This window comes from Segatella copri, from assembly GCF_026015465.1.
Classification (GTDB): Bacteria; Bacteroidota; Bacteroidia; order Bacteroidales; family Bacteroidaceae; genus Prevotella; species Prevotella copri_E.
In genome coordinates, this window is record NZ_JAPDUQ010000003.1 from 517,828 (window position 1) to 541,994 (window position 24,167).

The window sequence follows — 24,167 nt, forward strand, 5'->3', positions numbered from 1 at the left end:
GCACCCTTGAGGATGCCCCGCCACCAATTAAAATAATTGATTGTCGCATTATAAACTTACCGTACTACTTAGCGATCATGATCGTTACACGGTTCTCTGCGTTTTCCGCAAAAGGCTGCACACGTGCACCCTTAGATTCTTCTGTAATGCGCTCAGAAGGTATATTATATTTCTTTGTCAGCATCCAAACCACAGCTGCTGCTCGCTTGGCAGCGATGCGGTCGTTGATGACGTCATTGCCTGTACCCTTGTCAGCATAACCGGTTACTACAACCTTTGCCTCTGTGTTCTTGTTCAGGAAGTCAACCACCTCACGGATCTTAGCATCCTCAGCAGGAGCAATCTTGCAAGAATTGATGGTGAAGAAGATGTCACGGCGAATCTCCTCTACCTTCTTCTCTACAGGAGCCGGCTTAGGCTCTGGCTTAGGAGCTACATATTCCTGCTTAGGAGCTGGTGCCGGAGCAGGTTCCTCTACCGGCTTAGCCTTCTTGGTATAGCTCTTGCCCAGGTTGATGCGTACACCTGCCAGTGCATTGAAGTACCAGTCAGGGTTATCTGCCTTCTTAGAGTTGTACTTGTCTGAAATCATGTTGGCATTGCCTTCGAGCATGATGCTCACAGCCTTGCTTACCTTGAATTCCAGGTCGATACCGGCTCTGCCGTAAGGGCGAACCTTCTTTCCCTGCCAGAGATACTCCAGGTTGTAGTCGTTGAGGTTCTCAAGCGTGGCAGCGATGTCGTTTACTTCCTGGTTAGCTCCTGCCCAGTTGATACCACCGCCAGCGAAAGCACTTATATTGAACACACGGTTCGGGTTCCAACCACAGAAGAGGTTAGAGAGGTTGAACATGAAGTCCACACCCGGAGCTAGATATTTAAACTTATATTTGGCGTTGTAAGGCTTTTCTCCCACTTTGGAGCGGAAACCAGCCCAGCCGCCCTTGCTCCAGAGTCCGTTCATCTGAGCACGGAGTCCGAAAACTGGAGAGAATTGATAGCCAATAGCTCCCTGAATATTAGGAGAGAGTAAGTCCTTGAACTTTGCCTCGCCCAGTGTATACTGTCCACCACCCTGAATATCGAGGTAGAAGTGCTTCTTGAATTGATACTCATTGCCATCTTTGTCTGTATAGGTGGCTTGAGCCATACTTGTTGCTGTGCCAGCCATCAAGGCTGAAGCAAACAAGACATACTTAATTTTTGCTATCATCATTTTTAAATGTTTTTTGAAAAAAATGATTCAATAATAACGCTTACTTTGTTGTACCAGAGATAAACAATCGCACCATACCATTCTCTGCATTCGACCAAACGTCGATGCTTTTTCTAAAATGCCCCTTGTTGTAATACTTGCCATCGTATATGACGGTGATATAACCTTTTTTATTAGGCAATATGGGGATTTGGGCAAAGCGGACGGAAGTACAGTTGCAAGTGGTATTGACCTGATTGATGACGACAGGAGCGCTTCCCGTGTTTTTGAAGACAAAGACACAAGTTCTGACGATACGCTTCTCGAAGGTTCCGAAATGAAAGGAAGTCTTCTCGAACTCAATCTTGCCCACAGGATTCTTTGCCATCGTCAGACAGCCAATTCCCGTCATCCATAAGAGAAAGAAAAGCTTTTTCATTTACTTCTTGAGCTTCTCGAGGTTCTTCTCCCTCATCTCTGTCTCATATTCCCTCTGCATTGAGTCTTTCTTGGCATGATCGACAACAGGTCGGTCGCCGTTATGAGAATCAATCATACAAAGTTTCCACTTGCCAAGATAGTCAATAGGCTTGAAGTAAAAGACGGTCTTGATCTCTGGCACATTGTCGTGTGCCGGCATGATGATGGCTGTACACTTTACCTCGTTGGCGTATGCTTCCTTGAACTTGATGTAATCTATCTTGTGGCTTTGGATGGGCAGGGAAGAAAGCATGTTCTTCAAATCTGTCATAGCCTTGTTGTCAAGGGGCTGCGGCTCGTTGTATACGGAGTCCACATTGTCCTTGAACAGCATACCAGCGGCTGCATCATAGTTGCCATTCTCGGCGTATTCAAAGAACTGGTTGACCAAGTGGGTTACTTCTACGGAATCAGCGTTGGTGATAGCCTGCTCAAAACCTGTCAAGGGGCTGTTCTTTTTCTTCTCACCACAGCCACTGAGTGTCACTGAGGCGATAGCCAAGAATAAGATACCTAATATTATATTAACTTTCTTCATCATGGTGATAATGAAAATAGGCAGGCATGCTAATCATGCCTGCCTATAATTATGTTATAGCCTTAAGCTTTGCGAATTAGTGACGCTTAGCATTGCTCTGTGTCTTACCTACAGTAGCAGTGATAGTTGTCTTGATTGTACCCCAATCGTAAGTGATCGTAGCTGGGAAGTAAACGTGGAACTGACCAACTGTCAAACCATTGTTCTCGTACTTCAAATTACCATAGTTGTTTGCAGAGATAGCAGTAGGAGCAGAGAATGTGAACTTAACCTTGTCTGTAAGATCCTTCAACTTCTGGCTACTGTTACCGTTAAGGTCTGTTGTTGCATTATCAATGTCAACAGCGATTTTCTGTACGCCATAGTACTCGAAGTAATTCAGACCCTTAGTAACCTTAGTATCAGTGAAGTTGTGATCACGCCAGTCCGTGAATGTCAACTTGATATCAGCTGTAGAACCTGCAGTTTCTGCATCCTCGAAGCTAGCTGTAGCCTCCTCTACGTTGATAGGACGGAGGAACTTAACATTAAACTCATTAGAAGCAACAGGAACATCAATGTTATCACAGATAGTAGCCTTCACTGCAACGATAGCTGTAACGGTATTCTTCAAATCCTTGTGACCGTAAGCGTTCAACAACTTCTTTGCTGTCTCGTTGCCTGCGTATGTTACGATGCCGTTAACAGGATCCAAGCTTGCAACTACATTAGTCAACTCCTTCTCGGCGTAAACCTTCGTGCCATCTTCGCTAGCGAAGAGACCCTTACCTGTTACGAAGCCGAATGTCAACTTCAACTCCTGGTTCAAGTCAGCGTATGGAGCAGTAAGAGGATTAACTGAAAGCTTGTTGCCTACGAGAGCATTCTTCAAATCGAATACGTACTCGTCGTCTGCACCTTCTGTACCTACAACCTCAACGTTACCGTGAACATCGTCATAACCTGTACCAGCTACAGAGCTATTTGCTGCATACCAGTAGCTCTTAATCTTGTTCTCGTTGCCGAATGTTGTAGATGGCTTCAAGTTGATAGCAGATGGAGTCCAAGTCAACTTCACGTAAACGTACTTGTTGGCAGCAGTCTTACCAGCCTTCAAAGCATAACGAACGTATGTTGACAAAGTTGTCTTACCAGCCTTGAATGCAGCGTAAGCAGCCTGGTTCTTGATAGACCAAGCGATAACCTCAGTCTGCTTACCCGCTACGTCAGCTGTTGTCTGAGATACAGTACCAATCTTCTTGTCTGCTGCCAATGCCTCAGCATCGGTTGTAGCCTTCTCGAACTGGTTAGCATCTGCAGTACCACCGTCAAGCTCGTAAGCATCCTCGAAAGCTTCCTTAGACATGTTGAGCTTAGCATAGAGCTGCTCCTCAACCTGTGCCCATGTTACCTTCTGGAGATCGATATTATTATCACCACAAGCGATTGTGTATGGCTTGTTAACTGTTACCAAGTCAACTTCCTCAGCCTTATTCTCAGCTACAGTCTTGTCGATGACAACCTTGATGTAACCAACAGCAGCAATCTTGTTGTTGACAGTATCCTTCAAGATAACACGTACCAATGGCTCACGACCGATAGTAGCCTCATTCTGAGCTGCACCGTAAGCCTGCTGCTTACCACCAGCTGTCATCTGTGGGCGGAGTGTATAACCATTAGATGCGATTGCAGCGTGAGCACTCTGTGATGTCTCGTTAGCACCAGACTTGTAACCAACCAACTCGAAAGAGTACTTGAAACCAGACTTCTCTACGAGGCCTTCGGCTGCATTCTTATCCCAAGCCTTACAAGTAGGATTCTCGTCCTTGTCGTATGTGCGGTCAGTGTTGACATACTCACGGAGGTCGATACCCTTGCTATTCCAAGCTACATGGATCTGTGCTTCGTTATTGATAGCATTCTTTGCTGTCTGATAGAGGTGTGAAGGAATAGCATCAACATGCTGCAATGTTGGATTATTCAAAACCAACTTGCTGTAAGTGCTAGCCTTGATAGCTGCGAAGTCAGAAGTAACAACTGAGTCGCCAGAAGTATATTGCAATGCAAGAACAGTAACCTTTTCACTATTTGCAAGATCCTTGATGGCATTACCATTATACTTAGCGTGTACAGTAACCTTACCCTTTGTTGTCAAGTCTGCGCTCTCCACCTTGAAAGTAGAACCGTAATCAGCGGCAGCCCTTGACACATAATCCTTGTTATATGCGATGAAGCTATACTTAGCAGCATCGTTAGACATCTTGGCATTTGATGGGTTCAAGAAATAGGTAGCAGCCAAGTCAGGAGCGTATGTGAACGCATCGCCAGCTACTGTAGGAGCATCCTCAGAGTAGTCGCCATCAGCGTCAACAGCCTTGACAGTTGCAGGGTTGTACTTGTAAGTAGCGAAGTCGAATGCTTCGATACCTGCATAATAGAAGTCAGGATCGAATACGAGACTCTTCAATGCGCTTGAGAGGCTAACAACGACCTTCTTGCCCGGAGCACCTGCTACGTTTGTCAAAGTCAAGTTATCGTTGTCCCAAACTGCAGTGATGACATCCGCGTTAGTTGCTGTATAGACAATCTTAGAGTCGTAAGCAGCCTTGTCACCGTCACCATATACCCAGAATGTGCCAGTGTCAGGATTAGGAACGTAGTACTTGCCGTCTTTGCCAGCAGTACCAGCCTCGCCCTGGTCACCCTGGTCACCCTTGGTTCCAAGTGCATAGTACTCAGTCTTGGTGTCGTTCTTGTACCAATAACCATTTTCACCAATCTTCCAAACGTCACCGTCCTGGCCAGCAGCGCCTTGCACGCCCTGTTTGATGTTGTAAGAAGTGTCCGTGCCGTTTTTTGTAACAGTGACAATGATACCACCATTACCGTCGGACTCTACGCTTTTCAAGATGCTACCATCATTAATCTTTGTCTGCAACTCGCTGAGAGTCTTTGACAAATCGTCAATCTGTCTTTGCAAATTGCTAATGTCGTCATCGTAATCCTTACAAGAAGTAAAGGTACTTACAGATGCAACTGTTAATGCACCCATAAGCAGCGCGCTTAAATACTTTCTTTTCATACGGTAAATATTTATAAAGTTATACGTTTTTCCTAGCCTTTCGGCAGGAAGTTATTAATTAATTCTCTATATCGAATCAAGAGTCCCGTTTGATGAAAAGAGTCTGCACTCTTAGAAAAGTTCTTCGTTCTCTTTCAAAGGTTCTCCTAGAACAGTTATTTTCCTCAAATCCGCAACCTATAGGGTTTAGTGGGATTTTGCTTGTAAAACGACAAAATTCATTTTATTGTACATATTTCTTGCATAACAGAAATGTCGCAGACACAAAATCCCCTTACCCCATAAAGCGACTTGAGGTAATACGCTGGTTTAACCAGAAAAGCATGGTCTTTAACCAAAGTCTGTCTTGAACAGGTTGGCATAAGCATTGTTGTCTGAGTAAATGTTCAATACATGCCTACGTGATGTCTTAATCCATTTCGCAGGAACAGAGATGAACTTGAAAACAAAGGTCTTGATTCTGCTGGTGGCACGCAATCCAAATTCATGGGTTTTCAATCTCTGCATAATAGCTTTGTAGAAGTTTCTGATGAGAGCTGTCATAAGCAGGAATACAGTATTCTGTGCCATGAACGATTTTGGCAATCGATTCCAGCCAAAGTCATTGTTCATGTCATCGAAGATGCGTTCCTTGCCACCACGAAGATTGTAGAATTCCACGATGTCTCTTGCACTCGACTTGTAATCGTTAGTCAGTATACATCTGTAGGTATATTCGCCTTCCCAAATGTCAAGGTCTCCATCTATTCGCCTTTGTCTCTGTATGACAAGACGATACGGTTTTCCTTTCCATTTCTCAACAAGGATAGAATTCAACTCAAACTCAATACCGTTGATTTCAACAGTTTTCCATCCAGTTAAGGCAAACATGGAATCGTAGAAAGAAGAGCATCTGTTGGCACGAATATAAAAATACCTGCAATGAGCCTCTACCATATCTACGATTTCCTCCGAACATGAGCCGCAATCCATGCGGGCACGAGAAATATATATTTCCGAAGCCTCCAATCGCTTGAAGATTCTTTCCAAAGTTTCTTTTTGGTTGAAGCGCACGTTTGTGTTGCCGTCTCTATTTTCAATACCAACAATCATGTCGTTAATGACAGCTACACCTGGACTATAGCCCAAGAACTTCTTGTAGGTTGGTTTTGCATCATACTTCTCTGTTTCAATGAACTGATGGTCAAAGTCAAAATCATACTCTTGACCGGATTTCAATTGACCAGTAGCAAGCAGGGCATTGACCAGTAAGCAGTTCATCTTGTCTGCAGTATTGAAATCATAGGATTTGCCAGAAGCAGACTTATAGGTGATGCTCTTAAAGGTCAGTTCTTCGATAGCACGTAATATGGTGTCTGCGCTGCAAGTGCGAAGAGTTGGATGAAGAGATAAATGTTTCATCAGGTGAGTTGTAACATCCTCAATACATGAGCCACCACAAAGATATACGCACATCAGAGAACGTAGAATCTCGCTATATTGATAACCAAACAATGTGCATCTCAATCCCAAGGTAGAATCTATTGTTTGAGCTAAAAGAGAATCAAATTGCTCCATAATAGAAAAAATTCCTCCAAAAGGAGTGAGTTTCTCAGATTTTATTTGTACTTTTGCCATGTCATTCAGAATTTTGTTTGTTTTTATTTTGCAACACTAAGATAAGTGAAATTTCTGACATGGCAAAATCCTGAGCAACTTTTTGTTGCTCAGGTGCTTATAAAAAATATTAAATTATAGTGTTGCGGAAATTAGAATTTTATTGTTCTTATATATCGTGTGGTTTTTTATGACCACTCAGTTCTTATCGTCTTTGAAATATCTCCAGGCTGGAGATATTTCAAAGACGATAAGAACTGAGTGGTCATAAAAAGCCACAATATTTAAGAACGATAAAAAATAACTTTTCTAAGAGGACCTTTGAAAGAGAACGAAGAACTTTTCTAAGAGTGCAGACTCTTTTCATCAAACGGGACTCTTGATTCGATATAGAGAATTAATTAATAACTTCCTGCCGAAAGGCTAGGAAAAACGTATAACTTTATAAATATTTACCGTATGAAAAGAAAGTATTTAAGCGCGCTGCTTATGGGTGCATTAACAGTTGCATCTGTAAGTACCTTTACTTCTTGTAAGGATTACGATGACGACATTAGCAATTTGCAAAAGCAAATTGATGCTAATGCTACTGCTATCAAGCAGATCGAGGATCTGATCAAGGGTGGTGGTGTCATCAAGACTGTTTCAGAAGCTACTGACGGTGTTACTGTAACATTGAGCAACGGTCAGTCTTTCAACATTAAGAATGGTACTAATGGTGTTGATGGTACTCCTGGTACTGCTTGGACTATCAGTGACGATGGCTTCTGGATGAAGGATGGCGAAAAGACGGATTACAAGGCTATTGGCGAAAAGGGCGACACTGGTGCTCAGGGGCCTCAGGGTCCTCAGGGTCCTCAGGGTCCTCAGGGTCCAGCTGGAGCTGCTGGTTCTGATGCAACTGCTGCTTCTTATGAGTACTACGTTCCTAACGCTGAGACAGGTTACTTCGACATTTATAAAAATGGCGAGAAGGTAAAGCAGAGCAATGTTAAGTTCGTTCAGGAAACTCCAAACTCTATCACCGCTTCTCTGGATAAGCAAAACTTGATCCTCACAGGTGTTAAGGGTATTTCTGGTGAAAAGGTCGTTATTTCACTTACTGGTGATTTGACAGGCTTGGTATTCATGCCAAATCTCTACTTGGATGGTATTGAGACTTTGACTTATGACTACTTGCATGGTGAATACTTAGAGCATAAGGAAAATTTGACTGGTGTTAGCCGTTTGACTACTACAGATGGTACCACCCATAAGACAATCACAGGTCTTGATAACTATTTGCCAGACAGATTGAACAATTCATTAGCCGTTGCTCCTGCTGCTGAAACTTTGTACAATTATGGTCCTGCTTGGGGTGTTAAGTATCACATGAATCCATCAAATGCTGATATGGCATACGAGGATATTACGGGCTTCAATCTCCTTGAGCCAACAATCTTGAATTATCATACTCGTGCTACAGCTTCAGTGCTTGGAAATATTACTTCTCCAGAGTTGAACGATGCAGGTAAGGCTCTCTTCAATACTTCTAATGGTATTGTTACAGCAGGTTTGAAGATTCAGCATCCTGAAAAGTTGGAACCATTCCCAACTGTTAAAGATAAGAATGAAACAGCTAATACGATTGCTTTGCAGGCTAAGACTGCTGCAAGTTCAGTAGCTGAAGGCAAGGTTACTTCTGATTATGCTTTGATTCAGCCACAGAAGGCTTACCTCGAGGCATTGTACTGGAGATTGAAACCTCATTATGCTGGAGCAGGTTTGCCTAATACCCGTATGGGTGATGAAACAGGTGTTCCTGTAGATAAGTACTTCGGCACAACTGCTGATGATGTTACCAAGAAGGTTCACGTTTATGACTCACCTCAGGAGGCTTTGAAAGATCCAGATGGTGCAGCTCTTGAACTTTACTATAACAGCGCTGAGGGTATTGATATTGCAAGCTACCTCGGACTCCATATGATGGTAGAGGATGTTAAGCAGTTTACTCCTGGTACTCCTAATAAGCTTGGTGTTAACCTGAAGGAGATGTCATTAGAAGAAGGTAAGGATTGGGGCTTGACTTATCAGTTTAACCTCGTTGAGTACAAGGTAGACGGTAACGCTACAATTGATAGCCGTTATGCTAAGTGGGTTAACAAAGACGCTGGTATTCTCCGTGCATGGAATGTTGATGCAGAGGGTAATCCAACTTCTGAGTCTGCTACTTCTATCGACCGTGAGCCATTAGTTCAGGTACTCGTTAAGCGTGGTGATAAGGTGGTTTTGGATGGTTACATCTTGATTCACATTACACGCCAGAACCCAGAGGTTGCTCCTAATAAGGCAATTGATTTGTTGACAAAGGATGCTAAGTTCGATCTCTGCAATGGTATTGATGATTTGAAGACTACATGGGCTCAGTTCTCTGCAACTGTATTGACAGAGGGTCTTGAGAATATGACAAAGAAGGACTTCGATGAGCAGTATACTATTGATCAAAAGGGCACATACGGTACTGATGCTGCTGGTAATACTACTTTGGATCTGAAGATGTTCAAGGCTGCTCCTGAGAAGGGTGGTACATACAACGCTGCTGATGATCTTGGTAATATCGAGTACTTCGGTAATACAGAGGGTACAACTAACCATGCCTTCAAGTGGCACTTAACTGCTGCAGATCTTGAGAAGTTGACTCATGATCAGGTTAATCCTGTTACTGTAACTCGCTATGTACGTTACATTGGTAATGCAAAGGCTAAGTATCCTTACATCTATGTTAAGTTGACTTACAACTTGTCACGTGCCAATAAGAACCAGACATTCGGTGAGTTGATTCCTGAGTACTGGAAGGGACTTGATGGTTCTGAAAATGGTAAGGAAGCTGTTATCTTCGATGTTAAGGAGCCTACAAATGGTGGCGATATCAATGCTATCGGTCGTAAGGTTACTTCTACTTTGAAGGGTAATGTTGCTAAGTTAGTAGGTCCTCACAAGTATTACTTCGTTCCTGAGCCTGTTGTAGTTGGTGGTTATACAATCACTCCACAGAGCAGTGCTACTGATACCAAGTGGAACAAGTTGTTCTGCAAGTATATCACTGGCGACTCTCACGTATTCAGTAAGGCTAAGTTGCAGGAAACTCTTGAGGGTTGTGCTATTGACTACGCAGAAGGTGCATTCAATAATGTTAATCTCTATGCAGTAAAGGGTACTTCTTATGTTAAAATTGCTACATTGAATGCTACTACTAGTGAGATTACATTGGAAAAGAATGCAACAACAAAGGCTGTATTGAATGCGATTGGTTATGAGCCTGCGAATGCTAATATCCAGAAGGAGCTCCGCTCTTGGGTAGGTGTTGTAACTGAGAATACTTGTGGTGTAGCTGAGTTTGTTAAGGATGGTATCTTCCTGACATCTTGGGAGCGTCCAATCAACTTGATTGATGTTGCTACAGAGCCACGTATCGATGCAAATACCAATGGTAACGTTATTTACGCTCTTGATCTCTTCAAGTTGTACGACTGGCGTGGTTGGAATACTGCTACAGTTTCTGAGGCAGGTTGTGTCGCTAACCAGAGTAATATGTGGGGTGACCACCTCTGGTTCTGGGGTTACTACAATGTGAAGTCTATCACTATCGATACTACACCTGCTAAGGTTAAGACAACTCTTGGCGGTGGTAGCTGGACTACAATGGATCAGATTAGTAACCAGGTTGAACTCAAATGCGGTAATGTAAGTGGTAATGCTGCAGATCCTAAGACTAAGGGTCAGGTAACTTACACCAACGATTTGACTTCTTACAACTCTGCAAGTCAGAATGCAGCTTTGACAACCTTCATGGAGGCTAATAAGGCTAAGTTCGGTACTATCTGGTACTACAACAATGGTGGTAACGTAGAGACCTTCAAGGTAAGAGTTCCTATCACTATCGCTTACGAGTGGGGTGAGTTTACTACTGAGGTTGAGTTCACAATCAACGGTACAATCGGTGATTAAGACATTTATTGAAAAGGAAATTAATAATTAAGCTCTAATTAGAGGGTGCGCCTAAAAGAGCGGCGCACCCTCTTTTTATTTAAAAATGTGACGGGTATGAAAAAAACTATATTATATTCTCTCTTGGCTATATTGGTCTTCTCATTATGCTCATGCGGTGATAAAAAGAAAAGTCGCGAACAGCAGGTTGATGAATTCAGAAGCGAATTGACAGAAGAAGATACGGCTGCTATGTTGAAACTTTGTGATGATGCCATGGCGCAACTCAAGGCAAAGGATTATAACGCAGTGCTTGCCAATTTGCATGAATATACCGATTCTACGCAAGAAGTGAAACCTCTCACAGAAGAAACAAGACAAAGATATCTTAACAAGTTTAAGATGTTCCCTGTATTGGATTATACACGCGTATATTACTCATTCCAGTTGCAAGGCTGCAATGATGTGAAATATGATGTTACCTTTGCAACGGCAAAACAGGCTGGAACCGCTGAACCGGCAAAGACAGCTTATATGTTCAATCCGGTGAAAGTAGACGGCACTTGGAAACTGTGTGTAAAGACGGCTACTGACGAAATAGATTTGAACATGCGCTAATAAAACATTTAAACTTACCTATTATGAAAAAATCATTGTTTGTCATATTACTGGCTTGTATGTCTGCACCCTGTTGGGCTCAGATACAGCGCACTGCTGTATTTGATTTCAGTCAGCCACTCAGCCTTACTCCTTCCATAACTCCACCTGAAGGTAATAGTAATGAAGTTCCCGTTACTGATAATGTTTTCTCTAATGGCGACATTACTATTGATTTTGAGTGGGGTAATCAGGGATTGGGTACATCCATCTTGAATTTTACTAATCCCTATACTCATGAAGTCACCTATTATCTCAAAGTCAGTCAGCAGGCTTTGATGAAAGTGCATGCACCTGTTATCGGACGTCTTGACAGAGTATCTTTCTCTGATGATAGTAGTGTAGGTGATCTCCGAGTGACAGACGATGAATTAGGAAGTCAGGAAGATGGATACAAGACATGGATTAATGATAAAAAGCAGGATATCCATGACTTAATATACAAAAACAGTTTTTCGAATGCTCAATTGAAAAAGATTACGGTACTCTATACCATGCCGTCTACCATTCTGATAGCTACAGGTGATTTGGAGAATGGCAGTGTTTTAGAGTACTTTGAAAACATGCATCTTACATTCGACCGCAACATGCTGGTTAAAGATGCATCCAAAATCACACTCTCTGATGGAACGAGCAGCGAAACGCTTTCTGCTACTGTAAAAGACAATGTGGTGACCTTATCTGCTGCTAGCCAGATAGCAAAGAATGGTACATATACACTTACGGTTCCTGCAAAGAGTTTTGTTGATAAGGAAGGCTTTGAGAACAAGGAAATGAAATTCTCTTTTGTCATCAAGGCTCCTTTTAGTCCTGTTTCGATTACTCCTGCAGCGGGAACCGTTGAAACTTTACCTCTTACTATTGCCGTAGACTTCGGAGAGAAGGTTGGATATGTAGATGAGGCTGCCAGCGTGAAATTACTGAAAGATGGTAACGACTATCTGATAGCAAAGGCTGTCAAGGCATCTGATACGAAAGTTAATTTTGAAATACAGGGCGCTGCAGGTGCTATCTCAAAGAAGGGTACTTATAAACTTATTGTTCCTGCTAATGTAGTTTGCAACGACAAGAAGGGCGATGCCGAATGGGAACGCTACAATAAGGCTTTTGATGTAGAATATGTTGTTGTCGGTTCTGCGGCTTACCTGAAAGCCCAAGAACTGTTGCAAAACAAATCGGTGGGTTATCCTAAGGTCACAAGCGCGGCTTACGTAGCATTGGACAATGTTGTAAAGAATGAAGCATCAACAGATGCAGAATTCAAGGCTGCTATTGATGCTTATTATAATGAAACGGATGTTCTTCTTCCTGAGAACAAGAAGTGGTATAAGATAGCCAGTGTAAATAAGGATGGTAAATCATTGTATCTTGCTGTAAAAGAAAAGCAGGTTCTATTGGTAGACAATATTGATGAAGCTTGTGCTTTTGAGGCGTTAGATAATAGTGGAGTCTTCACCTTGGGTGATGCTGATGACAATATGCTGAATGTCAATGGAGTGACAGCTGATGCAGGTGCAGAAGTAAGCAAACTTAGAATTGCCAAACTGGATGGCTCTGCTGTACAACTCGAAACGGGTGATGTCTTTGATGCAGACAAAGCATTGGGTACTTTCTCATTCAAGGGATCTTATCCATCTGTAACGGGAAACTCTAGCGTTGCTTATGCTTTGTGCAATCATGCAGACAAGAAATATCAGACAGAAGCAGCTGTCGCTGCTCCATATTGGCAAAGCAGTCTGACCAGTGCCTTCGCATTCGTTGAGGTTGAAAAACCGGCTGCTGCTATCAAGACCGTAGAGACAGCTTACAAGTTGACACCTGCAATAGTAGGAAGCAATGCCGATTTCCTGACTCTTTCTTTCGATGGGTTGACTCATGTTACAGTAATGAGTGATGCTGATGCCTATATTGCTAATGAGAAGGGGGAGCGCGTGAAAGATGTTACCTTTACTCCGGTAACAGGAAAAGACAATCAGTTTACTTTTGCGTTGACTGACCTGGCAAAGGCTAGCTATCAGCTGGTAATCCCAGAAGGAACCTTCCATTATGAAAAGAATAATAAGGAAGTAAAGACACAAGCTATCAAGGAAAGCTTTACGATAGGAAAGGGCGGCTCTCCTGAAGATCCAAATCTTAAATCAGATTATTCAATATACCAGATGTTGCCTGATATATCAGGTTTTGTCAAGGATGTTGCATTGAATGGATTTATGATTAAAAACATTGGATACTTTGATGGCTTGGTTGCTAATCCTGATAGAGAAGTGAGACTTGCAGTTTACGACAACAACAAGACGATTCGTACAGGACACTTTGAAAGCTATGTAGATCCAGAAGATCCGGCAACGCCGACATTGCTGTTAGTTTTTGATACTCCTATTAGAGAAGGTGAATTGAAAGCCAATAGTTACGCTATCGTAATTTTGCAGGGAACCTTCGGAGATACAAACTTTGGAAAGTTCCTTGAGGACAAGACCACAACCCAAGCCAGTGACTGTCATACAAACCCAAGAATGACGATTACAATTGAAGTAGACAATGATAAGGCTACTGGTATCGGACATGTTGTGAATTCTACTGAGAAGAACAATGTAATCTATGATGTCCAGGGACGTAAGGTAAAGCAGATGAATCGTTCTGGTATCTACATTGTGAATGGAAAGAAATTCGTAAAGAAATAAAATTTAATGTAGAAAGTTATGAAACCAATGAAATTATTTATGGCAACGGCCATGTTAGCCATCGGCTCTACAGCCGCTATGGCGCAAGCATCCTACACAGACAAGGATGGAAACGAATATCAGTTTAAGCGTCACTGGTTTCTGGATGTTCAGGCTGGTGGGCAATATACTGTAGGTGAGGCAAGTTTCTCAGACTTGCTTTCTCCTAACTTCCAGGGTGCCATCGGCTACCAGTTCTCTCCTGTTTTCGGACTCCGTGGTCAGATAAACGGTATCTGGAGCAAGGGCGGATGGAACGGATACAAGGCTACCAAGGACGGTACTCCGTATACCGCCAGCTACAAATGGAAATATGTAGCTCCGGGTGTGGACTTTATGTTCAACCTCTCTAACCTCTTCTGTGGCTGGAACCCGAACCGCGTGTTCAGCGCTACTGCCTTCGTAGGTGGTGGTATCAACTGGGCAGGAGCTAACCAGGAGGTAAACGACCTGGCTGCCAACATCAAGAATCAGAGCAACTATCTGCTGGAATATCTCTGGCAGGGAAAGAAGGTTCGCCCTTACGGCAGAGCCGGTATCGACCTGGAATTCAAGGTAAGCAAGGCTGTGAGCATCATGCTCGAAGGCAATGCCAACATGATTTCTGACAAGTACAACTCTAAGAAGGCAGATAACCCTGACTGGTACTTCAATGCACTGGCAGGTGTACGCATCAACCTGGGCAAGAGCTATACCAAGAAGGCTAAGCCAGTAGAGGAACCTGCTCCGGCACCAGCTCCTAAGCAGGAATATGTAGCTCCTAAGCCAGAGCCTAAGCCGGCTCCTGTAGAGAAGAAGGTAGAGGAGATTCGCCGTGACATCTTCTTCACCATCAATTCTTGCAAGATTGCTCCTGCTGAGGATGCTAAGATCCGTGAGGTGGTTGACTTCCTGAACAAGAACACAGAGGCAAAGGTTGTAGTAACCGGTTATGCTGACAAGGGTACAGGCAATGACGTCATCAACGACCGCATCGCTGCCAAGCGAGCAGCAGCTGTGGTTTGGATGCTGACAAAGAAATATAATATACCTTCTGAGCGCATTACAGAAGAATCTAAGGGTGCACGTGTGCAGCCTTTTGCGGAAAACGCAGAGAACCGTGTAACGATCATGATCGCTAAGTAGTACGGTAAGTTTATAATGCGACAATCAATTATTTTAATTGGTGGCGGGGCATCCTCAAGGGGTGCCCCGCTTTTCTTTCAGATATCCCTTCCTTCTCCCGCTCATTTTGTTATTTTTTCACCATTTCTTGCAGTTTCTCAATATTTTGTTGTACCTTTGCACAAAAATAATAATAAATTGCAAGAAAATGGGAAAGATTATATTGACGGGCGACCGTCCTACAGGTAAACTTCACCTGGGTCATTACATCGGCTCTCTGCAGCGCCGAGTACAACTTCAGAACGCTGGCGACTTCGACAGAATGTTCGTTTTCATGGCTGATGTTCAGGCTTTGACTGATAATGCCGACAATCCTGAGAAGATTCGACAGAACATTACAGAGGTGGCTCTTGACTATCTCTCTGCGGGCCTCGACCCACAGAAGTGTACACTCTATATCCAGAGTATGATTCCGGAGTTGGCTGAGTTGACTACCTATCTGATGAACCTCATCAGCGTATCTCGTGTTCAGCGTAACCCAACCGTGAAGACTGAGATCAAGATGCGTAACTTCGAGGCAAACATTCCGCTCGGTTTCTTCTGCTATCCTGTGAGTCAGGCTGCCGACATCACCGCTTTCAAGGCTACAACCGTGCCTGCCGGTGAGGACCAGGAGCCTATGCTGGAGGTAACCCGCGAGTTGGTTCGCCGTTTCAACCAGACTTATGCACCTGTATTGGTAGAGCCGGAGATTCTGCTTCCAGAGATTGCCTGCTGCCGTCGTCTTCCAGGAACTGACGGTAAGGAGAAGATGAGTAAGAGTCTCGGCAACTGCATCTACATGAGCGACGATGAGAAGACCGTTTGGAAGAAGGTGAAGAAGATGTCTAACGGTGAGCCACGTATGAGCATGGAAGAGCCGGGACATCTGGAGGGTAATGCCGTGTTCACTTATCTTGAGGCATTCTCTACACCAGAGGACTTTGCTGAGTTCTGGCCTGAGTTCAAGACTTTGGATGAGTTGAAGGAGCAGTATGTGAAGGGTGGTATCGGTGACGGTACCTGCAAGAAGTTCCTGAACAGCGTCATCAACAAGATGCTCGACCCAATCCGTGCCCGCCGTCATGAGTTTGAGCAAGATATTCCTGAGGTATTCAATATCCTGAAGAAGGGTAGCGAGGATGCCCGCGAGTTTGCAGCCCAGACTATGGATGAGGTTCGCAAGGCTATGCGTATCGACTATTTCAGCGATGCTGCCTATATTGAGGAGCAGGCTGCGAAATTTAGAATTTAGTTTATAGTTAATAGTTTATAATTGATAGTTAGGCATACGCCGTTTCGGAAAGTACATTCTTAATTATTGATTATTGATTTTTAATTATGAATAAACGAATATTACAATTAGCGGTGCCGTCGATAATATCCAATATCACGGTACCGCTTTTGGGTTTGGTTGATGTCGCCATTGTCGGGCATATCGGCGATGCGGCTTACATCGGAGCCATTGCCGTGGGGTCGATGCTGTTCAATGTCATCTACTGGCTTTTCGGATTCCTGAGAATGGGAACTAGCGGAATGACTTCGCAGGCTTTGGGAAGGAGAGATTTGGCTGAGGTACTGAGGCTCCTGGTGCGCTCTCTGAGTATCGGTGTGGGGATAGGTGTGCTGTTCTTCGTTCTCCAGAAATGGCTGATAGGTTGCGGACTCTGGGCGATGTCGCCGGAAGCGGATGTCGTGGAACTGGCACGGAGATACTGTTATGTCTGTATCTGGGGAGCCCCGGCAGTGCTCGGACTCTACGGATTTACCGGCTGGTTTATCGGTATGCAGAACACGCGCATTCCGATGATGGTATCTCTGACACAGAATGTGGTTAACATCATAGCCTCCCTGCTGCTGGTCTTTGTCTGCGGGATGACGATAGAAGGCGTGGCGCTCGGAACGGTCATAGCCCAATGGTGGGGATTCCTGATGGCATGTCTGTTCTATCGTATCTGTTATCGCCGGTTAAGCAAGTATGACTATCGCCGGTATCTCTTTGCTGCCGAACCGCTGAAGCAGTTTTTCTCGCTCAATAAGGATATCTTTCTCCGCACCCTCTGTCTGGTGGCGGTCAACCTCTTCTTTACGGCGGCAGGTTCCAGGGAGAGTACCATCGTGCTGGCAGTGAATACGCTGCTGATGACGCTCTTTACCATCTTCTCTTATTTTATGGATGGTTTTGCTTATGCGGCAGAGGCGTTGAGCGGCAAGTATTACGGAGCCCGAAACATGGGGGCATTCCGCGAGGTGGTTAAAAGAACGATGGGTTTTGGAACTGTCGTGGCTGTAGGTTTCACCTTATTATATATAGTGGGTGGCGAGAATTTCCTCTCTTTGCTCACGAGCGATAAGCAGGTGATAGCTGCATCGGGCGAGTATTTCTGGTGGGCTGTGCTGATTCCGCTGTCTGGCATGTCGGCATTCGTCTTCGATGGCATCTTTGTAGGCATCACCCAGTCTAAGTCGATGCTCTGTTCTACTGCCGTAGCCTCGGCTTCGTTCTTCGGTCTGTTCTTCGGCTTGCATCCTTTTCTGGGCAATCATGCCTTGTGGTTGGCCTTCATTCTCTACCTTCTGTTGAGGGGAATCGTACTGTTCGTCATTTACCGTAAAAAACTGCGGTAAATGACGAATAGTGTTTTTATAGAATATTTTAGTAGAAATAATGCACATCTTTCATAAAAATTGCACACTGAATTATTGTGTGCGCATTTTTGTGAAAAACTACATTAATATAGTTTAAATCTTAGGCTTATATTCTTTTTCTTAGCCGAAAATTAGTAATTTCGCAGAGCAAAACTTAAAAAGAAAAGAGTAAATGACAGCAGAAGAATATTATCAGCAAGGTAACGCCTGGCGCAAGCAGGGTGACTTTAAGCGTGCCCTCGACTGCTATATGGAGGCGATAGCTCTTGATCCCGAGAGTCCTGCCGTGGCAGCCAAGGAGATGCTGGATGATATCATGAGCTTTTATTGCAAAGACTACTACAATCCATAACAACCGACATGTGGACAGCAGGAGCTTTGTTTACTCCAATGGTAAAGATAATTAGTAAGAAATTAGAATATGAGTAAGATTAAAGGGGCTATTGTAGTCGACACCGGGCGCTGCAAGGGATGCTCGCTCTGTGTGGAGGCTTGTCCTCAGCATGTCATCGCATTGGCAGAGAAAAAAGTCAATGTGCATGGTTACCGTTATGTAGAGGCAGCTGTACCTGATGCGTGTGTTGGTTGCACTTCGTGCGCCATCGTGTGTCCGGACGGCTGTATCACTGTTTATCGTAAGAAGGAGGACTAAACAATGGCAAATCAAGACGTAACATTAATGAAAGGCAATGAGGCGATAGCCCATGCCTGTATCAGATGTGGTGCGGATGGTTTCTTCGGCTATCCTATCACACCTCAAAGTGAGATTATAGAGACGCTGGCTCTGCTCAAGCCATGGGAAACATCAGGTATGGTGGTTCTGCAGGCTGAGAGTGAGGTGGCGGCTATCAACATGGTTTATGGTGGCGCCGGTGCCGGTAAGCGTGTCATTACCACTTCTTCAAGTCCGGGTGTTGCTTTGATGCAAGAGGGTATCTCTTACATGGCAGGTGCTGAGATTCCGGGCGTTATCGTCAATGTGCAGCGTGGCGGTCCGGGTCTGGGTACCATCCAGCCATCCCAGAGTGATTATTTCCAGGCTACCCGCGGCGGTGGTAACGGCGACTATAATGTGATTGTGCTGGCTCCTGCTTCTGTTCAGGAGATGGCTGATTTCGTTGATCTCGCCTTTACGCTTGCCTTTAAGTATCGCAATCCTGCGATGATTCTGAGCGATGGTGTCATTGGTCAGATGATGGAGAAGGTGGTTCTGCCTCCTGTCAAGCCTCGACGTACTGAGGAGGAGATTGCGAAGGAATGTCCTTGGGCTACCATCGGCCGTCCGAAGAACCGTCCAGTCAACATCATGACCTCTCTGGAACTCAAGCCTGAGGTGATGGAGGAGCGCAATATTGCTCTTCAGGAGAAATACAGAAAAATCCGTGAAACCGAGGTTCGTTATGAAACCGAGCAGATGGATGATGCCGACTATGTTATCGTAGCCTTCGGTAGTGCGGCACGTATTGCCGAGAAGAGCATCGAGAGTGCGCGTGAGCAGGGCATCAAGGTAGGATTGTTCCGTCCTATCACCCTCTGGCCTTTCCCTGAAAAGGAGATTCATGAACTCGCCAAGACCAAGAAGGGCATTCTGGTTGTAGAAATCAATGCCGGTCAGATGGTTCAGGATGTGCGACTGGCTGTGAATGGTCAGACTCCTGTGGAGCACTTTGGTCGTCTGGGCGGTATCGTACCGGAGCCGGAGGAAATCGTTGAAGCATTAAAACAGTTAACAGTTAACAATTGATAGTTAACAATTAATAGTTTATTGTTAATAGGAGGCTACGCCCTATAAACTGTAAACTATTAACTATAAATTAAATAAAATGAATGATATAATTTCACCAGAGAATCTGGTATATAAGAAGCCTACGCTGATGAACGATACCCCGATGCACTATTGCCCGGGGTGTTCGCATGGCGTAGTTCATAAGCTCGTTGCCGAGGTTATCGAGGAGATGGGCATGGAGGATAAGACGGTAGGCGTATGTCCGGTGGGCTGCGCTGTCTTTGCTTATCGCTATTTGGATATTGACTGGCAGGAGGCTGCTCATGGTCGTGCACCTGCTGTAGCTACGGGCATCAAGCGCTTGTGGCCTGATCGTCTTGTCTTCACTTATCAGGGCGATGGCGATTTGGCGTGCATCGGTACCTGCGAAGCCATCCATGCCCTGAACCGTGGTGAGCATATCGCCATCATCTTCATCAATAATGCCATCTATGGTATGACCGGCGGACAGATGGCGCCAACTACCCTGTTGGGTCAGAAGACTGCTACCTGTCCTTATGGTAGAGAGGCTGATCTTCATGGTTATCCACTCAATATTACCGAGTTGGCAAGCCATCTGCAGGGTACTTGTTATGTAACCTGCCAGAGTGTGGAGACCGTGGCAAGCATCAAGAAGGCAAAGAAGGCTATCCGCAAGGCGTTCGAGGCAAGCATGCAGGGCAAGGGCTCCAGCCTGGTAGAGATTGTTTCTACCTGCAACAGCGGTTGGAAACTCTCACCTGTTGAGGCTAACAAGTGGATGGAAGAGAACATGTTTAAGCAGTATCCTAAGGGTGACCTGAAGGATACAACGGGAATGTAAGTGAAGAGTGAAGAACGAAGAGTGAAGAACGAATTGCTCTTCTAATATAATAATAGAACAATGAAGACAGAAATCATTATATCCGGTTTTGGCGGTCAGGGCGTTCTCTCTATGGGAAAGATTCTGGCTTATTCAGGACTGATGGAGGATAAGGAAGTAACCTGGATGCCTGCTTACGGACCAGAGCAGCGTGGCGGTACAGCCAATGTAACGGTCATTGTGAGCGACAGTCGCATCTCTTCGCCTATCCTGAGCCATTATGATGTAGCCATCGTGCTCAACCAGCCGTCGCTCGACAAGTTTGAGCCGAAGATTAAGCCAGGCGGCATCCTGATTTATGATGGCTATGGTGTGATGAATCCTCCACAGCGCAAGGACATCACCATTTATCGCATTGATGCGATGGACAAGGCTGCCGAGATGAAAAACTCTAAGGTGTTCAATATGATTGTTTTGGGCGGTCTGCTGAAGGTTTGTCCTGTTGTGAGCACCGATGGTTTGAACAAGGCGCTTTACAAGTCATTGCCAGAGCGCCATCATGCTTTGATTCCACTGAACATGCAGGCAGTGGAAGAGGGAATGAAGATTATCGAAAAGGTAGATTAAATTCAATCATCAGTATAGATAAGGGAGCGGGCTGCGTTGCGATGCAGTTCGCTCCCTTGTTTTATTAGGCTGGGTTGAAAAGGAAAAAATGATGCATCTTGCAGATTATATATTTAATTTGCATCATGTAGTTTGCTACATTCAAAAACTGTTGTTGAATGTTTTTCATATCTTAAACTAAAGAAAGTTGTTCTTTTCTTTGGCATTTCCAATTCTTTTCGTTAATTTTGTGGCGTTAATTTAAAAGAAAGGAATAAGATGGAAACGATTAATATTCAGTTTCAAGTACCTTCTACAGGTCAATATACGCTTGACGAATTTGTCGCCAAGCTCAAAGACTATGCTGAAAAATTAGCAAGTTCTATCTCCAAGTCTGGAAACAGTTTCCAGGAAAGATATATGAGCCAGGCAGAGCAGGAAGCCTATGTGGCAGAAAGTCTCAACCGTGCTCTTGATGAACTGGAAGCCCATAAGAAGAATGGGACTAAGCCGATGGATGCTCGTGAATTGTTGAGAAGACTTCGGGAAGAGGAGGCGTAGTATGAAGGTTAAAATTTATACGGAAAAAGAATTTGAGCGACAACTTAGAAAGCTTTCCAAGAAATATCGTTCAATGCTTGATGATTACGATGCTTTTCTTACAGGCTTAGAACAGGATCCTTTTCAAGGTACTAGTCTTGGCAAAGGTGTCAGAAAGGTAAGAATGGCAATAGCTAGTAAGGGTAAAGGTAAGAGTGGTGGTGCAAGGGTCATCACTTATAATCTTTACCAGGAAGGAGATTCCATTATCATTGATTTGTTGACAATCTATGATAAAGGAGAAATCTCTAATATCTCTGATGAGTTTATCAGCTTTTTGCTTGATAAACGTAAAAATGTATAATACGCAGAATTTGTAGATTGTGTAATTTCGGAACTTCATAGTATTTCATAACGTATAGTTATGAATATTGTTTTGGATACCAATTGCCTTGTTATTGCAATTTCAAGGCAAAGCGAATACCATCAAGTATGGCAAGATTTTCTTGCTGGTAAATTGATTATCAAGGATCATACGATGACTGCCCTTGGTTTGGGTGGTAAACCGTATAAGAAAATAAAGGTGACGCATCTTTTTTGATGCGCCACCTTTTTAAATGATGCCTAGTTGCCCCTGATTTACAACAAGCTTTGGTCTAGTTGCCCCTGATTTGCAACAAAAACGACCTTTTTTTGCCACTGATTTGCAACAAATGCGTATGAATAATGCAAATACCTTATTATATATACATCTAATCTGCTTTATTCCGCCAATCGGATGCTCATCGGGCTTACGGTGATGAGGCGCTTTTTGTATAGATCGCCCACGGCACGCTTGTAAACCTTCTTGCTCACGTGGAAACGCTCGTAGATGTCGTCGGCCTCGCTCTTGTCGCCAAGGTTACACTCGCCATCGTTGTCCAAGAGATACTGGTAGAGGGTTTCGGCGAAGTCGGCAGTCTGCTGGATGCCGGTCTTCTGCAGGGTGACATCTATCTTTCCGTCAGGACGGACTCTTCCGATGTAGCCCTTCATCTTGTCACCCGTATGGATGTACTGGAAAATCTGGTCCTGATAGAGGAGACCCGGATACTGGTTGTCGATGATAACCTTGAAGCCCAGGTCGGTCTTCTGCCAGATGAGGAGATCCACCTCGTCACCATGCTTGTAGTGAGGATGGTCTTCGTTGAGATAACGCTCAATCTTGGCAGAGGCAACGATGCGGTAGCTCTCCTCATCGATGTGGATATGCACGATGTAGGAGTTGCCGAGCACCATGCGTTTCTTCTGCTCGCGGAATGGGCAGAAGATGTCCTTCATCAGGCCCCAGCCCAGGAAGGCTCCGTATTCGTTGACCCATTTCACTTCGAGATAGGCGAAATCGCCCACCTTAGCCAATGGGGTTTCGGTGGTTGCTATGAGGCGCTCTTCTTGGTCGAGATAGATGAAGACATCCAGCTCGTCGCCGATGCCTGCGTCTTCAGGTACGTAGCGGGATGGAAGGAGGATTTCTCCCTCGTCACCACCATCGAGATACAGACCGAAATCAACTTTCTTTACGATGCGAAGGCGATTGTAATCGCCGAGTTTTATCTTTTTACTCATATAATATTATCTTCAGTTTTTTCTTCTGTTGTTGGGGTTTCTGCAACTTCTGCAGTTTCTTCCTGGCTATCAGCAGCTCCTGCTTCCACCGTCTTCTCAATCATTCCATCCTTGAGATGGATGGTGCGGTCGGTGATGGCAGCAAGGCCCTCATCATGAGTTACGATGACGAAAGTCTGACCGAACTTGTCTCTGAGGTCGAAGAAGAGCTGGTGAAGCTCAGCCTTGTTCTTGGTGTCGAGACTTCCTGATGGCTCATCGGCAAGGATGACGGCAGGATTATTGACCAAAGCTCTCGCCACGGCTACACGCTGTTTCTCACCACCGGATAACTCGGCAGGCTTGTGACTGGCTCTATCGCTCAAGCCCATGAACGCCAGTAACTCCTCGGCACGCTCCTTGGCTTCTTTTCGGCTCTTGCCTGCAATGAAGGCAGGAATCATGATGTTCTCCAAGGCGGTGAACTCAGGGAGAAGTTGGTGGAACTGGAAGACGAAACCGAGATGCTGGTTGCGGAAATCGCTCAGTTTCTTGGTGCTGAGGCTGCTTACATCGATGCCATCAACCATGATGCTGCCACTATCAGGCTTGTCGAGGGTACCGATAATCTGGAGAAGTGTAGTCTTACCGGCACCACTAGGACCGACGATACTTACCACCTCGCCCTTGTCAATATGCAGGTCGATGCCCTTAAGCACCTGCAGGGAGCCGAAGCTCTTGGTTATACCTTTTATATCTATCATTTTCTTACTCAAAATTATTTTGCAGGCAAAATTAAGCAAAATATTTGGAAATGCCTAATTTTAAGAGATAAAAAGAAAAAAAGAGCCTTATTTTATGTAAT

General features: G+C 44.5%; 21 protein-coding genes. 14 read left to right on the forward strand and 7 right to left on the reverse strand.

The window, feature by feature from the left end:
* Positions 1-64 precede the first annotated feature (64 nt).
* From ONT08_RS13255 to ONT08_RS13275, 5 genes are all read right to left on the reverse strand, one after another.
* A complete protein-coding gene (locus ONT08_RS13255; protein WP_264960157.1) occupies positions 65-1,216 on the reverse strand; it encodes an OmpA family protein in 1,152 nt (383 codons plus the stop codon).
* A 40-nt stretch (positions 1,217-1,256) separates the two neighbouring features.
* A complete protein-coding gene (locus ONT08_RS13260) occupies positions 1,257-1,634 on the reverse strand; it encodes a DUF1573 domain-containing protein (RefSeq protein ID WP_119236396.1) in 378 nt (125 codons plus the stop codon).
* A complete protein-coding gene (locus ONT08_RS13265; RefSeq protein ID WP_119236395.1) occupies positions 1,635-2,216 on the reverse strand; it encodes a hypothetical protein in 582 nt (193 codons plus the stop codon).
* Between the two features lie 73 nt (positions 2,217-2,289).
* Entirely contained in the window at positions 2,290-5,244 is a 2,955-nt protein-coding gene (locus tag ONT08_RS13270) for a hypothetical protein (protein ID WP_264960158.1), read from the reverse strand.
* Positions 5,245-5,604: 360 nt separating this feature from the next.
* Complete coding sequence (locus ONT08_RS13275; protein WP_264958933.1) at positions 5,605-6,891, reverse strand: IS1380 family transposase; 1,287 nt, start codon at positions 6,889-6,891, stop codon at positions 5,605-5,607.
* A gap of 468 nt (positions 6,892-7,359) precedes the next feature.
* On the opposite strand from ONT08_RS13275, the gene ONT08_RS13280 reads away from it, so the two are divergent.
* The 14 genes from ONT08_RS13280 (at position 7,360) to ONT08_RS13345 (ending at position 22,319) form a co-directional block, all read left to right on the forward strand.
* Entirely contained in the window at positions 7,360-10,857 is a 3,498-nt protein-coding gene (locus tag ONT08_RS13280; protein ID WP_264960159.1) for a PL29 family lyase N-terminal domain-containing protein, read from the forward strand.
* A gap of 96 nt (positions 10,858-10,953) precedes the next feature.
* Positions 10,954-11,454, forward strand: a complete 501-nt coding sequence (locus ONT08_RS13285; protein WP_254974351.1) for a hypothetical protein — start codon at positions 10,954-10,956, stop codon at positions 11,452-11,454.
* Between the two features lie 23 nt (positions 11,455-11,477).
* Positions 11,478-14,174: an Ig-like domain-containing protein gene (locus tag ONT08_RS13290; protein WP_264960160.1), complete on the forward strand. Its 2,697-nt coding sequence runs from the start codon at positions 11,478-11,480 to the stop codon at positions 14,172-14,174.
* Positions 14,175-14,192: 18 nt separating this feature from the next.
* Positions 14,193-15,338 (forward strand): OmpA family protein, encoded by a 1,146-nt coding sequence (locus ONT08_RS13295; protein ID WP_264960161.1) that lies wholly within the window; start codon positions 14,193-14,195, stop codon positions 15,336-15,338.
* A gap of 187 nt (positions 15,339-15,525) precedes the next feature.
* The gene (trpS, locus tag ONT08_RS13300) at positions 15,526-16,611 is read left to right on the forward strand and encodes a tryptophan--tRNA ligase (protein ID WP_117586858.1); all 1,086 of its coding nucleotides are present in this window, start codon (positions 15,526-15,528) and stop codon (positions 16,609-16,611) included.
* 86 nt (positions 16,612-16,697) lie between these two features.
* Positions 16,698-17,984 (forward strand): MATE family efflux transporter, encoded by a 1,287-nt coding sequence (locus ONT08_RS13305; protein ID WP_264960162.1) that lies wholly within the window; start codon positions 16,698-16,700, stop codon positions 17,982-17,984.
* A gap of 193 nt (positions 17,985-18,177) precedes the next feature.
* Positions 18,178-18,357: a tetratricopeptide repeat protein gene (locus ONT08_RS13310; RefSeq protein ID WP_006848323.1), complete on the forward strand. Its 180-nt coding sequence runs from the start codon at positions 18,178-18,180 to the stop codon at positions 18,355-18,357.
* Positions 18,358-18,426: 69 nt separating this feature from the next.
* Complete coding sequence (locus tag ONT08_RS13315; protein ID WP_006848322.1) at positions 18,427-18,657, forward strand: 4Fe-4S binding protein; 231 nt, start codon at positions 18,427-18,429, stop codon at positions 18,655-18,657.
* Between the two features lie 3 nt (positions 18,658-18,660).
* The gene (locus tag ONT08_RS13320; protein WP_264960163.1) at positions 18,661-19,749 is read left to right on the forward strand and encodes a 3-methyl-2-oxobutanoate dehydrogenase subunit VorB; all 1,089 of its coding nucleotides are present in this window, start codon (positions 18,661-18,663) and stop codon (positions 19,747-19,749) included.
* A gap of 79 nt (positions 19,750-19,828) precedes the next feature.
* Positions 19,829-20,593, forward strand: a complete 765-nt coding sequence (locus ONT08_RS13325; RefSeq protein WP_264960164.1) for a thiamine pyrophosphate-dependent enzyme — start codon at positions 19,829-19,831, stop codon at positions 20,591-20,593.
* A gap of 60 nt (positions 20,594-20,653) precedes the next feature.
* Positions 20,654-21,199, forward strand: a complete 546-nt coding sequence (locus ONT08_RS13330) for a 2-oxoacid:acceptor oxidoreductase family protein (protein WP_117586855.1) — start codon at positions 20,654-20,656, stop codon at positions 21,197-21,199.
* 258 nt (positions 21,200-21,457) lie between these two features.
* The gene (locus tag ONT08_RS13335) at positions 21,458-21,739 is read left to right on the forward strand and encodes a hypothetical protein (RefSeq protein ID WP_117586854.1); all 282 of its coding nucleotides are present in this window, start codon (positions 21,458-21,460) and stop codon (positions 21,737-21,739) included.
* Position 21,740: 1 nt separating this feature from the next.
* Positions 21,741-22,082 (forward strand): addiction module toxin RelE, encoded by a 342-nt coding sequence (locus ONT08_RS13340; RefSeq protein WP_119236400.1) that lies wholly within the window; start codon positions 21,741-21,743, stop codon positions 22,080-22,082.
* A gap of 60 nt (positions 22,083-22,142) precedes the next feature.
* Positions 22,143-22,319: a hypothetical protein gene (locus tag ONT08_RS13345; protein ID WP_264960165.1), complete on the forward strand. Its 177-nt coding sequence runs from the start codon at positions 22,143-22,145 to the stop codon at positions 22,317-22,319.
* A 161-nt stretch (positions 22,320-22,480) separates the two neighbouring features.
* On the opposite strand, the gene ONT08_RS13350 is transcribed toward ONT08_RS13345, so the two are convergent.
* Together ONT08_RS13350 and ONT08_RS13355 are read right to left on the reverse strand one after the other, a co-directional pair.
* The gene (locus ONT08_RS13350; protein WP_022121556.1) at positions 22,481-23,323 is read right to left on the reverse strand and encodes a CvfB family protein; all 843 of its coding nucleotides are present in this window, start codon (positions 23,321-23,323) and stop codon (positions 22,481-22,483) included.
* On the reverse strand, positions 23,320-24,066 hold the full coding sequence (locus ONT08_RS13355) for an ABC transporter ATP-binding protein (protein WP_119236401.1): 747 nt from the start codon (positions 24,064-24,066) through the stop codon (positions 23,320-23,322). Before ONT08_RS13355 ends, ONT08_RS13350 begins: the two co-directional genes overlap by 4 nt.
* Between the last annotated feature and the right edge of the window lie 101 nt (positions 24,067-24,167).

Bases quoted from the DNA above. Each gene is read 5' to 3' on its own strand.
- ONT08_RS13270 (WP_264960158.1), bottom strand. From the start codon at position 5,244: ATGGGTGCATTAACAGTTGCATCTGTAAGTACCTTTACTTCTTGTAAG.
- ONT08_RS13255 (WP_264960157.1), bottom strand. From the start codon at position 1,216: ATGATGATAGCAAAAATTAAGTATGTCTTGTTTGCTTCAGCCTTGATG.
- ONT08_RS13310 (WP_006848323.1), top strand. From the start codon at position 18,178: ATGACAGCAGAAGAATATTATCAGCAAGGTAACGCCTGGCGCAAGCAG.
- ONT08_RS13315 (WP_006848322.1), top strand. From the start codon at position 18,427: ATGAGTAAGATTAAAGGGGCTATTGTAGTCGACACCGGGCGCTGCAAG.
- ONT08_RS13350 (WP_022121556.1), bottom strand. From the start codon at position 23,323: ATGAGTAAAAAGATAAAACTCGGCGATTACAATCGCCTTCGCATCGTA.
- ONT08_RS13280 (WP_264960159.1), top strand. From the start codon at position 7,360: ATGGGTGCATTAACAGTTGCATCTGTAAGTACCTTTACTTCTTGTAAG.
- ONT08_RS13325 (WP_264960164.1), top strand. From the start codon at position 19,829: ATGAATGATATAATTTCACCAGAGAATCTGGTATATAAGAAGCCTACG.
- ONT08_RS13275 (WP_264958933.1), bottom strand. From the start codon at position 6,891: ATGGCAAAAGTACAAATAAAATCTGAGAAACTCACTCCTTTTGGAGGA.
- ONT08_RS13330 (WP_117586855.1), top strand. From the start codon at position 20,654: ATGAAGACAGAAATCATTATATCCGGTTTTGGCGGTCAGGGCGTTCTC.
- ONT08_RS13265 (WP_119236395.1), bottom strand. From the start codon at position 2,216: ATGATGAAGAAAGTTAATATAATATTAGGTATCTTATTCTTGGCTATC.
- ONT08_RS13320 (WP_264960163.1), top strand. From the start codon at position 18,661: ATGGCAAATCAAGACGTAACATTAATGAAAGGCAATGAGGCGATAGCC.
- ONT08_RS13335 (WP_117586854.1), top strand. From the start codon at position 21,458: ATGGAAACGATTAATATTCAGTTTCAAGTACCTTCTACAGGTCAATAT.
- ONT08_RS13340 (WP_119236400.1), top strand. From the start codon at position 21,741: ATGAAGGTTAAAATTTATACGGAAAAAGAATTTGAGCGACAACTTAGA.
- trpS (WP_117586858.1), top strand. From the start codon at position 15,526: ATGGGAAAGATTATATTGACGGGCGACCGTCCTACAGGTAAACTTCAC.
- ONT08_RS13355 (WP_119236401.1), bottom strand. From the start codon at position 24,066: ATGATAGATATAAAAGGTATAACCAAGAGCTTCGGCTCCCTGCAGGTG.
- ONT08_RS13290 (WP_264960160.1), top strand. From the start codon at position 11,478: ATGAAAAAATCATTGTTTGTCATATTACTGGCTTGTATGTCTGCACCC.
- ONT08_RS13285 (WP_254974351.1), top strand. From the start codon at position 10,954: ATGAAAAAAACTATATTATATTCTCTCTTGGCTATATTGGTCTTCTCA.
- ONT08_RS13345 (WP_264960165.1), top strand. From the start codon at position 22,143: ATGAATATTGTTTTGGATACCAATTGCCTTGTTATTGCAATTTCAAGG.
- ONT08_RS13295 (WP_264960161.1), top strand. From the start codon at position 14,193: ATGAAACCAATGAAATTATTTATGGCAACGGCCATGTTAGCCATCGGC.
- ONT08_RS13260 (WP_119236396.1), bottom strand. From the start codon at position 1,634: ATGAAAAAGCTTTTCTTTCTCTTATGGATGACGGGAATTGGCTGTCTG.
- ONT08_RS13305 (WP_264960162.1), top strand. From the start codon at position 16,698: ATGAATAAACGAATATTACAATTAGCGGTGCCGTCGATAATATCCAAT.